Genomic DNA, 13,378 nt, shown 5'->3' with positions numbered 1-13,378 from the left:
ATAACTTATGCGCCAAGACTTGCTTGCATTTGAGCTAACTGTGCTTTAACTGAACTATCCAATACCTCATCACCAACTTGAATGCGAACTCCGCCAATCAATGCAGGATCTACTTGAATAGTTGGGCGCAATTCTTTACCCCCAAAGCGCTTCTTCAAACTTGACAACAAATCATTTAACGCTGAACCCTCTAATGGGAATGCGCTAGTAATCATTACTTCTGCTGCACCTTCGCTTTGATTCTTCATTGCCTCAAATTGACGCGCAATTTCAGGAATGGCAGATAAGCGATGGTTTTGATTTACAAGACTTAAAAAACTTGCAATTTTGCCGTCCAGCTTTGTCTTCACCATACCGGAAAGCAATTTGCTTAAATCATCTGCAGATACTTTTGGATTGTTTGATAAAGCAGCAACTTCTGGCAATGCAGCTAGCTGCGCCAATTCATTTAACTGCTCTAAACAAGTAGCAAGCTCAGCAGGCTTAGCGCTTTGAAAAAGCGCTTCAGCGTAAGGGCGTGCAATCGTGGCTAATTCAGCCATATCAAAGTTCTGCCTTTAGTTGATCAAGCAATGTGCCATGGGCTTTTGCATCAACTTCACGACGCAAAATTTGCTCTGCACCTTTAACAGCCAACACGGCAACTTCAGCACGCAACACTTCGCGAGCACGAGTTACTTGTTGATCTGCATCTTGCTTAGCTTGAGAAATGATGCGGGCTGCTTCAGCTTGTGCATTGACGCGAATTTCTTCGGCGGACATCTGTGCACGTTTTTCTGCCTCTGCAACACGCTGCACACCCTCTTGGCGTGCTTTATTTAATTCTTGCTCTGCTTCATTGCTTGCTAATGCGAGTGCTTCTTTACCGCGCTCGGCAGCAGCTAAGCCGTCAGCAATTTTGCTTGAACGCTCGTCTAACGCCTTAACTAGCGGTGGCCACACAAAGCGTGCAACAACCCACCATAAGACGAAGAAAACGATCATTTGCGCGAATAGGGTCGCGTTCAGATTCACGATATTCCTTTCAGTATTGTTGAGAACGGTTGGATGACCCGGTGGTCATCCACGCCAAAACAATTACTTAATAACTGCGAGCAGTGGGTTTGCGAAAGCAAACAACATTGCAACACCAACGCCGATCAAGAACGCAGCGTCGATCAAACCAGCCAAAAGGAACATCTTAGTTTGGAGTGGCTCCATCAATTCTGGTTGACGTGCACAAGCTTCGATGTACTTACCACCCATCAATGCAATACCTAAACAAGCACCGATCGCGCCGAGGCCGATGATGATGCCGATAGCGATTGCTGTGAAACCTTGAATGTTTGCGAGAAATTGTTGCATGTTGCTGACTCCTGAAGTTAAAGAGATAAGTTAAAAGTAAAAATCTTAGTGATGGCTATGCGCTTGCCCGATGTAAACCAAAGTCAACATCATGAAAATAAAGGCTTGCAACAAAATAACCAAAATGTGGAAGATGGCCCAAGCTGATCCAGCAATAACATGGCCCACCAATCCGAACAGGGATAAATCTAAATTAAATGTCCACACACTACCTAGCAATGCGATCAACAAGAAAACTAACTCGCCGGCATACATATTGCCGAACAGTCGCATTCCCAATGAAACACCTTTAGCAAGATATTCAATGATGTTCAAAGCGAGGTTGAATGGCGCCAAGTACCACTTAGCACCAAACGGGGCAGAAACGAGCTCGTGCAAGAAACCACCAAAACCCTTTACTTTGAAGCTGTAAAAGAAAACCAAAAGCAAAACAGACATGGACATGCCCATGGTCGCATTGAGATCGGTTGTAGGAACAACCTTATGGTGCGGAACATGGACACCAAAGCTTTCGATGAAATGATTTACGCCCAAAACCCAATCCACAGGGACCAAGTCTAAGGTGTTAAGAAGGATGATCCAAAAGAATACAAATAGGGCGAGTGGAGCAATGTACGAGCGGTCGCCATGAACGATGCTTTTCGATTGGGTTTCTGCCATTTCGACAATCATTTCCACAAAGCACTGAAAGCGGCCTGGCACACCTGGGGTTGCACGACGTGCTGCAATCAACAAAATCAATACGGTGAGCAGGCCCATGGCTGATGCCCAAAAAATAGTATCCAAGTTGATGATGCTGAAATCAATAATGGACGTCTGTGGTCCACCTGTATTGTTGAGGTTTTGTAAGTGCTCAGAAATGTACGCTGTTGGCGTCATTTGCTCGGCAGCCGCGTGGGCCTGGTTTACTTCGCTAGACATCTCTTAACTAGTCCTTTGGTTCAATCACATTTATTACTCTTAGCGCCACAACCACGCTAGCCATACACACTTTAGGGCAAGCACATAAGTCACCAACAATGGGACCCAATGCACACCCGGGATCAAAAAAGCGACCCCTAAAAACAGCATCAAGGTGACGACGATTTTGATAAATTCGCCCGAAACCAATGCCGCTAAGTAATTCCCAGGATTCAATATTTGCGTTTTTTTTGCCAACTCCAACCTAATCAAGAACAGGGTTGAAGGCAAGACGCTAATTAAACCACCTAAAAAGGCCGACTGAGTATAAAGGCTTACCCCTACCGGCTCCCCAAAAATTGACCAAACCACCATACTGAGCACTGTAAGCACTACTTGTGCTGCCAAGATCCTCCAAGGCGACAGCGGGGGGTGTTTAACAGCATTGCTGAGTTGCAGCGCCGTCATTTCCCCCTTGCTTAGGACTCGGTAAACCTCTTCGTCAGGCTCATCCCAGTCATTTGCCTCGGAAAATCGATTTTTTTGAGGAATCAATTTAGCCCCGTGAGTTTAATGTGTGCACTGCAATAGGTCAAATGTTTTAGGGTCATTTTTGAAGAGTTTTAAGCCCCAACGCCCAGCTTTTTCAACAATGAATCCAACTCATCAAATTGGCTAAACCGGATTCTGAGCTCGCCACCCTTGCCTTTGAACTTAAATTCAGCGTTTAAGCCTATCAAATCAGCAATTTCTTGAGTTAAGCGGCGCATATCAGGATCTCGACTTGGCGCACCCACTTCCGACTTCATTTTGGCTTTTTTGTCCCCAATCTGGCCTCCGGCAAGCGCGAGGGCAGTAGACATTTTTTCAGCCTCTCGAACAGACAGGCCCTGAGCCGCAATTCTTTGCGCCAAAGCAATTTGACTGGCACCAGGCAAGGGTAATAAAGCGCGGGCGTGGCCCATGTCAATATCGCCTGCCAATAGCATGGCTTGCACTGGTTTTGCTAATTGATTTAAGCGCAATAAATTTGTTACAGCACTACGTGACTTGCCTACCGCTTTTGCAGCTTGCTCATGCGTAAAACCAAACTCTTCAATTAATCTGGCGAGGCCTTGAGATTCTTCTAGAGGATTCAAATCCTCGCGCTGCATATTCTCGACCAAAGCCATCGCTGCAGCAGCTTGATCATTGGCGCCAGAAACTAAAACGGGCACCTCTTTTAAGCCAACTAAAGTTGCGGCACGAAAGCGGCGCTCACCCGCAATAATTTCGTATTTGCCGGGAGCAACTAAACGCACCAATAGTGGTTGCATCACACCTTGCTCACGAATACTTTCAGCCAGCTCTTGTAATGCGCCCGCTTCCATTTTTTGTCGGGGTTGATATTTACCCGCCTGCAATGCAGTCAAAGGCAAACGATTAATTTCTGTTGTGATTTCTTTTTGCGCTTTGTCACCGAGTAAGGCCTCCAAGCCGCGACCTAAACCTTTTTTCTTTATTGCAACCATAATATTTTATTGTTCCTAAGTTTTACATTTGCTTGATGCGCTCAATCATCTCGGCACCAAACTCTAAGTAAGCTTTAGCGCCACGTGATGACTTATCAAACGCCACCCCAGGAAGCCCGTAGGACGGAGCCTCGGCCAGGCGGACGTTGCGGGGAATAATGCTCTTGAATACTTTGTCACCAAAGTGCTCAAGCAATTGATCGGAAACTTGTTGCTGCAATGTCATGCGCGCATCAAACATCACGCGCAACAATCCAATAATCACCAGGTCGGGATTTAAATTGGCATGCACTTGTTTAATGGTATTCACTAAATCTGACAAACCTTCTAATGCAAAATACTCACACTGCATTGGTACGATCACACCGTTCGCCGCACACAATCCATTCAGCGTTAACAGAGATAACGCAGGGGGACAATCAATCAAAATAAAATCGTAATCATCTGCTACGAGCGCAAGCGCATCTTTTAATCTTTGCTCGCGAGAATCCAAATCTACTAACTCAATTTCTGCGCCAGCTAAATCTCGATTTGCTGGCAACACATCGTAGCCAGAGCTCTCGCAACGCACAGCAGATTCTTTCACCGACGACAAGCCAATTAGGACTTGATACACCGTACTATTGAGATCCGCTTTTTCAATTCCAGATCCCATTGTGGCGTTACCCTGCGGATCTAAATCTACCAATAAAACACGTTGCTGATGCCCAGCTAAACCGGCAGCCAAATTCACAGCGGTAGTCGTTTTTCCAACACCACCTTTTTGATTTGCAATACAAAATATTTTGGCCATAGTTTTTCTTAAAAATGTCGTGCTTTAAAGGGGTAATTTTCTCATGGGGGATAAAACTAAAAGCCGGCGATCTACCTCTAAATTCGGGATCTGTAGGGGCTCATCAGCTACCAATCGCCAGTCATCCATACAAACATCCTGCAACTCTTCATCTGCGCGCTTAGACTTCATCGCAAATACCAAGCCATCAGGCTTGAGAAGGGGTAAGGAAAGCTCTAGAAAGTGGGCAAGATTAGTAAACGCCCTAGAAATCACCGCATCAAACTGTCCTGGTTGAGATTTGGCCACCGCCTCGACACGATCACTCAGCACCTGAATATTCTTTAAACCCAGCTTACCGCGCACATGTTGCAAGAATGCCGTCTTTTTCCGGATGGCCTCAATCAAGGTCACATGCCACTCGGGCTGCAAAATAGCAATAGGAATTGCAGGCAGGCCACCGCCCGACCCCAAGTCAGCAATTTTAGGGTTTTGTACACCTAGAAATTGGCGCATTACTGGCAAAACTGTAATGGAATCAATAAGATGCAGACGAACAGAGTTCTTTTCACCCTCAATTGCAGTTAAATTATGCACCTGGTTCCAGCGGCCCATTTCCTGCAGGAAAAGCTCCAAATCGGCAATATTCCCAGAGCTGAGATTGAGGCCTAAATCCTCAATTCCCAAAGAAACCAAATCATGGCTCATGGGTTTCTTCTTGGGTGCGGCCTAAGCCTTTTTTTAAGTGGACCAATAATAAGGAAAGGGCTGCGGGAGTAACGCCGGAGATCCTGCCGGCCTGACCCAAGGTGCCAGGCTTATGCAAATTGAGTTTTTGCTGAACCTCTTTAGATAAACCAAGAACCTGGGTGTAATCCAAAGCGTCCGGCAAAGGGAAGGTCTCGTTATGCTCTTGCCGAGCAATCTCAACCGCCTGCCTATCTATATACCCTTGATATTTAATGGAAATTTCAACTTGGTCGCTAATTTGTTGCGCTAAACCCAGGTCGTCATCCAACGTTCCTGGCGACCAAAGGCCATCTGCCAAGCCAGTAACCGCCTCATAAGTAATGCCGGGACGCCTTAAAAGGTCTGCCAAACTACACTCGTGGGACAAGTCTTGCCCCAAAAGCTCAGAAACAGCCATTGCCGAGGCATGCTTTGGACCAATCCAAATATCCTGCAAACGGGATGTTTCACGTGAAACAGCCTCTTGTTTTCTGCAGAACGTATTCCAGCGATAGTCGTCGACCAAACCAAGCTTACGACCAATGGTGGTTAGGCGCAGATCTGCATTGTCCTCACGTAAGCTCAAGCGGTATTCCGCGCGACTAGTAAACATGCGATAGGGCTCCTGAACACCAAGAGTAATCAAGTCATCAACCAAAACACCGATGTAGGATTCACTGCGCTTGGGTAGCCATGGCTCTTTGCCTTGTGCCGCCAGGCCGGCATTAATGCCAGCAAGCATGCCTTGGGCGGCGGCCTCTTCATAGCCTGTTGTGCCATTAATCTGGCCGGCAAAATACAAACCTGCGATAGCCTTGGTCTCTAAACTGTGGCGTAAATGGCGCGGATCAAAGAAGTCGTATTCAATCGCATAGCCGGGGCGCACAATAACCGCCGACTCTAGGCCGCGAATACTACGCACCAAATTCCATTGAACATCAAATGGTAGGCTGGTGGAGATACCGTTAGGGTAAAACTCGTTTGTGGTTAAACCCTCTGGCTCCAAGAAAATCTGATGACTATTTCTGGAGGCAAAGCGATGAATCTTATCCTCAATAGAGGGGCAGTAGCGCGGACCAACCCCCTCAATAACGCCGGTATACATTGGGGAACGATCTAAGCCGCCGCGAATAATGTCGTGTGTTTGCTCATTCGTATGAGAAATCCAACAAGGCACTTGCTTAGGGTGTTGCTCTGGTCGACCCAGGTATGAAAAAACAGGTACAGGGTCTAGATCCCCAGGTTGCTCCAACATCACCGAGAAATCAATGGTTCTTCCATCAATCCGGGGTGGAGTACCAGTCTTTAGCCTTCCTTGAGGCAGCTTCAACTCTTTTAATCTTGCCGATAAAGAAACGGCTGCGGGATCACCAGCTCGACCGCCAGCATGATTATTTAAACCAACGTGAATCTTCCCATCCAAAAAGGTGCCCGCAGTCAGCACCACCTTTTTGGCCATAAACTTCAAGCCCATTTGCGTCACCACACCCTGAACCTCATCACCCACAACTAGAAGATCGTCAACGGCGGCCTGGAAAAGGGTTAGGTTTGCTTGGTTTTCAAGACGACGACGGATTGCGGCCTTATATAAAACGCGATCCCCTTGTGCGCGGGTCGCACGAACAGCGGGGCCCTTGCTTGAATTTAAGATCCGAAACTGAATACCAGCCTCATCAGTAGCAGCCGCCATGGCGCCACCCATTGCATCAATCTCTTTAACTAGGTGCCCTTTACCGATGCCACCAATTGAGGGATTACAACTCATGGCCCCCAAACTCTCAATGCTATGGGTAATCAGGAGGGTTTGGCATCCCATGCGCGCAGCCGCGAGGGCGGCCTCAGTTCCGGCGTGACCACCACCAACCACAATGACATCGAAGTTCTTTGAATAACGCATGATTTGCCTCAGATAGGGCGATGATCATAGCATTTTGTAGGTTTCACGTGAAACAAATCTGGAAAAACATAGGCCAAGTATCAAAATAAAACTTCTAACCCATTGTTTTTATTGGTATTTATGTAAAACCTAAGTTAAGTAGCTTAACTATTTTTACTATTTTTTAGAAAGGCTTGGATTGCCGCCTTGGCCGCCTCATCTAAGACATCCATGGGAACCCTTTGAGACCCCTGAACAATCATGAGGGCATAAGGCTTCGCAAGCACCGCAGCTTCAGGACACAAATGCAACTCCTCACCAACCGCCGGTGATTGACTGCGCCAATAATTGATGGCCGCCTCCAAGTCCTGAATACTAACGAACAACATCTTCAAAATTATTTAGTATCGAGCGATAACATGGTGCCGCGACATTTTTTGGCACCACAACGACACTCGTAGTCTTTTTTCATCTGCTTGGTAACCGGGCCCTCAACATCAAGGGAATAGTCATAAAAAAGCTCTTCGCCCTTTTTTAGGTCGCGTTTCGCATAAATAAATACACGAGGCTCACCATTAAAACTATCTTCCCTAGTCTCACAACTTGGCTTACAAGAGTGATTGATCCAACGAGCGGCGTTACCACCATATTTGGCATCAATGCAGCGGCCATCTTCTAGTGAAAAATAGAAAGTGTGATTTGGGTCTTTTGGATCATGTGGGTGGCGCTTCTCGGCCAACTTCCAACTAATGCGCTCACCCTTGTACTCAATAATTGCTGCACCTTTTTTAATGGGTTTGGCAACAAAAACCCCTTTGCCGTGGATTGGTGATGACTTAACAACAATGCAAGACCTATCCACACTCGGTACAACCAATTTCTTTTTAGCCATTTAAATCAAACATCCAGGTTACGAGCGATTAGAGCGTTTTTCTCAATAAAGGCGCGGCGCGGCTCAACCTCGTCACCCATCAAAGTGGTGAAGACTTGGTCGGCAGCAATGGCATCTTCAATTTTGACTTGAAGCAAGGTACGCGAACCCGCATCCATTGTGGTTTCCCACAACTGTGATGGGTTCATCTCACCAAGACCCTTATATCGCTGGCGACTGAGTACGCGCTCCGCTTCAGAAAGTAGCCAAGCGAAAGCCGCCCTGAAATTTTGAATGGATTGTTCTTTTTGGTTTTTATCTGGATCACCTCGGCGCACTTTTGAGCCCGGCAATACTTTGCCAGACAAAACTGCTGCCGCATTTGCTAGGCTCTGATAGTCGTCACCATGTACAAAATCAGAGTTGATTGCAGATAGTTTTAAGTTGCCATGGATGCGGCGCGATAACAGCAACTTAAAGCGTTCAGTGCGCTCTTCTTTTTGCACGATGATTTCTGGTGGAAGTGCTAAAGGGTTTAAAGAGTCTGCTAAGGCAAGGCGCAAACGCTCCGCTGACTCTTGTGCTGATTTCTCAGTGTCTAGATTTAATTGAGTGCCTGAGGCAATGGCACGCAGGGCATCTTCATCAATGTTACGGGATAGGCGATCTACAACCGACTGAATAACTTGATAGTGCTTAGCAAGCTCACCCAATGCCTCACCCTCAATAACCTCGCCTGACGGGGTTTGTAGAGATGCTGACTCTAATGCAATCTTTAAGAGCAACTGGTTCAGTTCAGCATCATCTTTAATGTACTGCTCATTCTTACCAAACTTTACTTTATACAAAGGTGGTTGAGCGATATAAATATGGCCGCGCTCAATCAACTCAGGCATCTGTCTGTAAAAGAAGGTGAGTAAGAGTGTGCGAATGTGACTGCCATCTACGTCCGCGTCGGTCATGATAATGATGCGGTGATAACGTAGTTTGTCAGCTTTATATTCCTCAACACCGATACCGGTTCCAAGAACGGTAATTAAGGTAACCACCTCCTGGCTAGCCAACATTTTATCGAATCGAGCTTTTTCAACGTTGAGAATTTTTCCTTTTAATGGAAGAATCGCCTGGAAACGTCGGTCACGACCCTGCTTAGCAGAACCACCCGCGGAATCTCCCTCAACAATAAATAATTCTGATTTTGTTGGGTCCTTCTCTTGGCAGTCTGCCAGCTTTCCAGGAAGACCCAAACCATCAAGAACACCCTTGCGACGAGTCATGTCGCGAGCCTTACGAGCTGCTTCACGAGCTCGAGCAGCATCTACAATTTTTCCACACAAAATTTTTGCATCGGCTGGGCGCTCTTGAAGATAGGCGCTTAATGCTTCAGCAACAATCTCTTCAACAGGCCCACGAACTTCGCTAGAAACCAATTTGTCTTTTGTTTGGCTTGAAAATTTTGGCTCCGGGACTTTAACCGACAAAACGCAAGCAAGGCCTTCGCGCATATCGTCACCAGAAATTTCTACCTTAGCCTTTTTAGCTACTTCATGCTCATCAATATATTTATTAATAACACGCGTCATCGCTGCGCGTAAGCCTGTTAGGTGGGTACCACCATCACGCTGAGGGATGTTGTTAGTAAAACATAAGACTTGCTCACTAAAACTATCATTCCACTGCATCGATACTTCAGCAGTAATATTGCCGCCCAAGTCTGATGGACGAATACCTTCTGCATAAAAAATATTGGGGTGTAAAACATTTTTTGTTTGGTTAATGTATTCAACAAAACCTTTGACACCGCCAGAGAAGGCAAAGTCTTCTTCTTGACCAGAGCGTTGATCAATTAATTTAATGTGAACGCCATTATTTAAAAATGAGAGCTCACGTATACGCTTAACCAGAATTTCATAATGGAACTCAATATTTCCAAAGATCTCCTCATCAGCTAAAAAATGTACCTCGGTACCAGACAGGCTTGTGTCACCTGTAACGGTGATTGGTGAAACTGCAACACCATTTTCCTCTTGAATATTGCGGTTCTGAATAACGCCACGCGCAAACTCCATGTAATGTGCCTTACCATCACGACGGATGGTGAGCTTCAGCCACTTAGAAAGCGCGTTTACGCAACTAACACCCACACCATGTAAACCACCAGAAACCTTGTAGCTATTTTGATCAAACTTACCACCAGCATGCAACTCGGTCATGACGATCTCGGCCGCACTCCTTTTTGGCTCATGCTTATCGTCGTATTTAATTCCAGTTGGAACGCCGCGCCCGTTATCAACAATAGAAATAGAGTTGTCGGTTTGAATAACGACAGTGATTTCAGAGCAATAACCCGCTAAAGCCTCATCAATAGAGTTATCTAAAACCTCAAAAACCAGGTGATGCAAACCTGTTCCATCGGAGGTGTCTCCGATGTACATACCCGGACGCTTACGAACAGCCTCGAGACCTTCTAAGATTTGGATTGATGATGCACCATACTGCTCTACTACTTTTTTTTCTTCAGTCATTTTTTTCTAAATTAAATACGCATTGGCATCACGACATACTTGAAGTCTTCCGAACCAGGTAAGGTAATCACCGCACTACTATTGGCGTCACCTAAACTAATTTGAATTTTCTCATTTTTCAAGTTTGATAAAACATCTAACAAGTAACTCACATTGAATCCAATCTCAACAGTGTCACCACTGTACTCAGTCTCAATTTCTTCCTGAGCCTCTTCTTGTTCAGCGTTAGTGGATTGAACGGTAATTCGATTTGGTGATAAAGAAAAACGCACACCTTTGAATTTATCGGTCGTCAGAATTGCCGCTCGCTGTAATGCTGATTGCAAAACATCCCGACCTACCACTAATGAGTTTTTATGGCCCTTAGGGATCACTCTCTGAAAATCAGGGAACTTACCCTCAACCAATTTTGAGATGAGTTCAATATCACCAAATGTAAATTTGACTTGGTTTGATGTCAGACTCATTTCTAATAATTCATCTGAGTCTTCAAGTAAGTGTTGACACTCAAGAATAGTCTTGCGGGGAATAATAATTTCCTGTCGCTGGCCAGACCCCACCGGAGCATCGGATAACTCAACTTGAGAATAGGCTAAGCGATGACCATCCGTGGCAACAGCGATCACCTGTTTACCCTCAACAACCAACAGCATACCGTTGAGGTAATAACGGATGTCTTGCTGCGCCATTGCAAAATGCACTTGACTAACCAGTTGACGAAAGCTCTTTTGAGTCATCTTCCAACTTGCAGTCACTTCACCAACGCTTTGCATGACCGGAAACTCGGTTGCAGAAAGTGTTTGTAAAGAAAAACGGCTCTTACCGCTCTGAACAACCATCTTGTTATCTTTAAGATTCAGTGCAACCGGACCCTCCGGAAGTGCGCGCAAGATATCAAGCAACTTTCTTGCAGCAACTGTAGTTGTCACATCTTCAGCACCAACACCAAAACTAGCATTGGTTGTAATTTGAATTTCTATATCGGTGGATATAAAAGAAACCTTATCGCCTTGCTTCTTAAACAATAAATTTGCCAAGATGGGTAAAGTATGTCGACGTTCAACAATGCCACTAACAACTTGAAGTGGTTTTAATAAACTGTCACGTGAAGTGTTTACGAGTTGCATTGCTTTTAAATCCTTGTATATATCTTATTAGTAGTAGTAATAAGGCTTGTTATTTCAGTGGATAAGTCAAAAACCGTATATAAAACAAGCTATTAAAACCAAAAAAACCTGTGGAAAACTTTTGTATAAACACTGCATAAATATTGGATAACTTTTTATCAACACCCTATTTTTGCATGAAGCGTGAGCTTTCCACAATTTATCCACCCCTTATCCCCAAAGTTATCCATTGAGCTATCCACAAACTTATCCACAGGCAAAAAACCTAGGACTTTAGGGTTTGCTCAATAACGTGGATTTCATGGTTAAGCTGCCCATCATGAGAACGCTCCTCACCAATCTTACGAACCGCATGCAAGACGGTGGTGTGGTCTCGACCCCCAAATAATTCACCAATTTCCGGGAGGCTTTTTTGGGTTAATTCTTTAGCCATAAACATGGCAATTTGACGTGGGCGCGCGATATTAGCTGGCCGCTTCTTTGAATACATATCCGCAACCTTAATGCTGTAAAAGTCTGCCACAGCTTTTTGGATGTTTTCGACTGAAATCTGTCGGTTTTGTATTGAAAGTAAGTCTTTTAAGGCTATGCGGGCCACCTCAATTGTGACCTCCTTGCCGTGAAAGCGCACAAAAGCCAGTATCTTTCTTAGCGCCCCCTCAAGCTCACGTACGTTGGATCTAAGGTGCTTTGCCACAAAGAAGGCAACATCTTCGCTCATGGGGATGCCCTCGCTTAAGGCCTTTTTCATCAAGATGGCGACCCGCATCTCAAGTTCTGGCGGCTCGATTGCTACGGTTAGTCCGGAGTCAAAACGAGAGATGAGGCGATCGTCAATCCCAGCCATTTCTTTCGGGTAGGTATCGCTTGTAATGATGACCTGGGCTTTGTTGCTTAAAAGAGCTTCAAAGGCGTAGAAAAACTCCTCTTGCGTCCTCGACTTCCCACTAAAAAACTGAATATCGTCAATAAGTAAGAGGTCTAAAGAGTGGTAATAGCGCTTAAAGCGGTCAAAAGCCTTTTGTTGATAGGCTCTAACCACATCAGAGACGTATTGCTCAGCGTGGATATACCGAATTCGGGCGTTGGGCTTTTCTTTTAAAAGATGATTGCCAATAGCGTGGATTAAGTGGGTTTTACCCAAGCCCACACCACCATATAAAAACATTGGGTTATATGAGGTCCCTGGATTGTGTGCCACCTGAATGGATGCTGCCCTTGCTAGTTGATTGGCCTTACCGGTTACAAAGGTTTCAAAAGTAAGGTTTGGGTTGAGTTTAGAGTGGTCTTCAATTTCAAACGACTGTTCTTCTGTGGAAGAGTTATCTGGGGTAATTGCGACCTCTTGCGGCTCAAGCTTTTCCTTGGGTGAAGTCAACTCTATTGTTTGGGTGCTCGCGCCTTCAACATTGAGGACGAAGTTTAAGTTGATTGGTCGGCCAAAGTATTGGTCGGCAATAGCTTGGAAGCGATCTGAAAATGTCTTTTTAATCCAGTCAAGTTTGAATCTATTCGGAGCCCCCAGTATGAGTGATTGCTCACTTTCATCATAAGAAACCAAGCTCAGGGGTTGAATCCAGGTTTTAAATTGTTGGGGGGATAGCTCACGTGCAAGTATGCCAAGAGCGTCATCCCAAAATCCCAGGGGGCTAATTGAGTTCAATGTGGGTGGATTCTGTAGGTTGCTCATATTTTTGGAGGATCCATTGTAGCGAGCCAAGAA

The 13,378-nt window shown here is 45.4% G+C and carries 14 protein-coding genes; all 14 read right to left on the bottom strand.

Features of this window, described 5'->3' with window-relative positions; all coding sequences use genetic code 11:
• Window positions 1-5 precede the first annotated feature (5 nt).
• Window positions 6-542 (bottom strand): F0F1 ATP synthase subunit delta, encoded by a 537-nt coding sequence (locus AOC19_RS00070; protein WP_015420204.1) that lies wholly within the window; start codon window positions 540-542, stop codon window positions 6-8.
• 1 nt (window position 543) lies between these two features.
• Entirely contained in the window at window positions 544-1,014 is a 471-nt protein-coding gene (locus AOC19_RS00065; protein WP_215334139.1) for a F0F1 ATP synthase subunit B, read from the bottom strand.
• Between the two features lie 63 nt (window positions 1,015-1,077).
• Complete coding sequence (atpE, locus tag AOC19_RS00060; protein WP_012357116.1) at window positions 1,078-1,344, bottom strand: F0F1 ATP synthase subunit C; 267 nt, start codon at window positions 1,342-1,344, stop codon at window positions 1,078-1,080.
• A gap of 45 nt (window positions 1,345-1,389) precedes the next feature.
• A complete protein-coding gene (gene atpB, locus AOC19_RS00055) occupies window positions 1,390-2,265 on the bottom strand; it encodes a F0F1 ATP synthase subunit A (RefSeq protein WP_215376409.1) in 876 nt (291 codons plus the stop codon).
• A 39-nt stretch (window positions 2,266-2,304) separates the two neighbouring features.
• Window positions 2,305-2,799, bottom strand: coding sequence for an ATP synthase subunit I (locus AOC19_RS00050; RefSeq protein WP_215376406.1), 495 nt, complete (start codon window positions 2,797-2,799; stop codon window positions 2,305-2,307).
• A 68-nt stretch (window positions 2,800-2,867) separates the two neighbouring features.
• Entirely contained in the window at window positions 2,868-3,758 is an 891-nt protein-coding gene (locus tag AOC19_RS00045) for a ParB/RepB/Spo0J family partition protein (protein WP_435367694.1), read from the bottom strand.
• A 19-nt stretch (window positions 3,759-3,777) separates the two neighbouring features.
• Window positions 3,778-4,548 carry a ParA family protein gene (locus tag AOC19_RS00040; RefSeq protein ID WP_215376401.1) on the bottom strand — a complete coding sequence of 257 codons (771 nt, stop codon included), beginning with the start codon at window positions 4,546-4,548 and terminating at the stop codon, window positions 3,778-3,780.
• Between the two features lie 24 nt (window positions 4,549-4,572).
• Window positions 4,573-5,235, bottom strand: a complete 663-nt coding sequence (gene rsmG / locus AOC19_RS00035; protein ID WP_215376398.1) for a 16S rRNA (guanine(527)-N(7))-methyltransferase RsmG — start codon at window positions 5,233-5,235, stop codon at window positions 4,573-4,575.
• Window positions 5,225-7,153 (bottom strand): tRNA uridine-5-carboxymethylaminomethyl(34) synthesis enzyme MnmG, encoded by a 1,929-nt coding sequence (mnmG, locus tag AOC19_RS00030; RefSeq protein ID WP_215376395.1) that lies wholly within the window; start codon window positions 7,151-7,153, stop codon window positions 5,225-5,227. Before mnmG ends, rsmG begins: the two co-directional genes overlap by 11 nt.
• A gap of 143 nt (window positions 7,154-7,296) precedes the next feature.
• Complete coding sequence (locus AOC19_RS00025; protein ID WP_215376392.1) at window positions 7,297-7,521, bottom strand: DUF3717 domain-containing protein; 225 nt, start codon at window positions 7,519-7,521, stop codon at window positions 7,297-7,299.
• Window positions 7,522-7,529: 8 nt separating this feature from the next.
• Window positions 7,530-8,024: an SET domain-containing protein gene (locus AOC19_RS00020; protein WP_215376389.1), complete on the bottom strand. Its 495-nt coding sequence runs from the start codon at window positions 8,022-8,024 to the stop codon at window positions 7,530-7,532.
• 5 nt (window positions 8,025-8,029) lie between these two features.
• Window positions 8,030-10,528: a DNA topoisomerase (ATP-hydrolyzing) subunit B gene (gyrB, locus tag AOC19_RS00015; RefSeq protein ID WP_215376387.1), complete on the bottom strand. Its 2,499-nt coding sequence runs from the start codon at window positions 10,526-10,528 to the stop codon at window positions 8,030-8,032.
• 11 nt (window positions 10,529-10,539) lie between these two features.
• A complete protein-coding gene (gene dnaN / locus AOC19_RS00010; RefSeq protein ID WP_215376384.1) occupies window positions 10,540-11,655 on the bottom strand; it encodes a DNA polymerase III subunit beta in 1,116 nt (371 codons plus the stop codon).
• A gap of 265 nt (window positions 11,656-11,920) precedes the next feature.
• Window positions 11,921-13,345, bottom strand: a complete 1,425-nt coding sequence (gene dnaA / locus AOC19_RS00005) for a chromosomal replication initiator protein DnaA (protein ID WP_215376381.1) — start codon at window positions 13,343-13,345, stop codon at window positions 11,921-11,923.
• Window positions 13,346-13,378 lie beyond the last annotated feature (33 nt).

This window comes from Polynucleobacter asymbioticus, assembly GCF_018687575.1.
GTDB classification, from domain to species: domain Bacteria; phylum Pseudomonadota; class Gammaproteobacteria; order Burkholderiales; family Burkholderiaceae; genus Polynucleobacter; species Polynucleobacter asymbioticus_C.
Note: the sequence above shows the minus strand (reverse complement) of the source record. Positions and strands in the feature narration are given on the sequence as shown.

What these genes read in the sequence shown, in the direction of transcription:
- AOC19_RS00070 (WP_015420204.1), bottom strand. Translation starts at nt 542, where the DNA reads ATGGCTGAATTAGCCACGATTGCACGCCCTTACGCTGAAGCGCTTTTT.
- atpE (WP_012357116.1), bottom strand. Translation starts at nt 1,344, where the DNA reads ATGCAACAATTTCTCGCAAACATTCAAGGTTTCACAGCAATCGCTATC.
- atpB (WP_215376409.1), bottom strand. Translation starts at nt 2,265, where the DNA reads ATGTCTAGCGAAGTAAACCAGGCCCACGCGGCTGCCGAGCAAATGACG.
- AOC19_RS00040 (WP_215376401.1), bottom strand. Translation starts at nt 4,548, where the DNA reads ATGGCCAAAATATTTTGTATTGCAAATCAAAAAGGTGGTGTTGGAAAA.
- rsmG (WP_215376398.1), bottom strand. Translation starts at nt 5,235, where the DNA reads ATGAGCCATGATTTGGTTTCTTTGGGAATTGAGGATTTAGGCCTCAAT.
- mnmG (WP_215376395.1), bottom strand. Translation starts at nt 7,153, where the DNA reads ATGCGTTATTCAAAGAACTTCGATGTCATTGTGGTTGGTGGTGGTCAC.
- AOC19_RS00025 (WP_215376392.1), bottom strand. Translation starts at nt 7,521, where the DNA reads ATGTTGTTCGTTAGTATTCAGGACTTGGAGGCGGCCATCAATTATTGG.
- AOC19_RS00020 (WP_215376389.1), bottom strand. Translation starts at nt 8,024, where the DNA reads ATGGCTAAAAAGAAATTGGTTGTACCGAGTGTGGATAGGTCTTGCATT.
- gyrB (WP_215376387.1), bottom strand. Translation starts at nt 10,528, where the DNA reads ATGACTGAAGAAAAAAAAGTAGTAGAGCAGTATGGTGCATCATCAATC.
- dnaN (WP_215376384.1), bottom strand. Translation starts at nt 11,655, where the DNA reads ATGCAACTCGTAAACACTTCACGTGACAGTTTATTAAAACCACTTCAA.
- dnaA (WP_215376381.1), bottom strand. Translation starts at nt 13,345, where the DNA reads ATGAGCAACCTACAGAATCCACCCACATTGAACTCAATTAGCCCCCTG.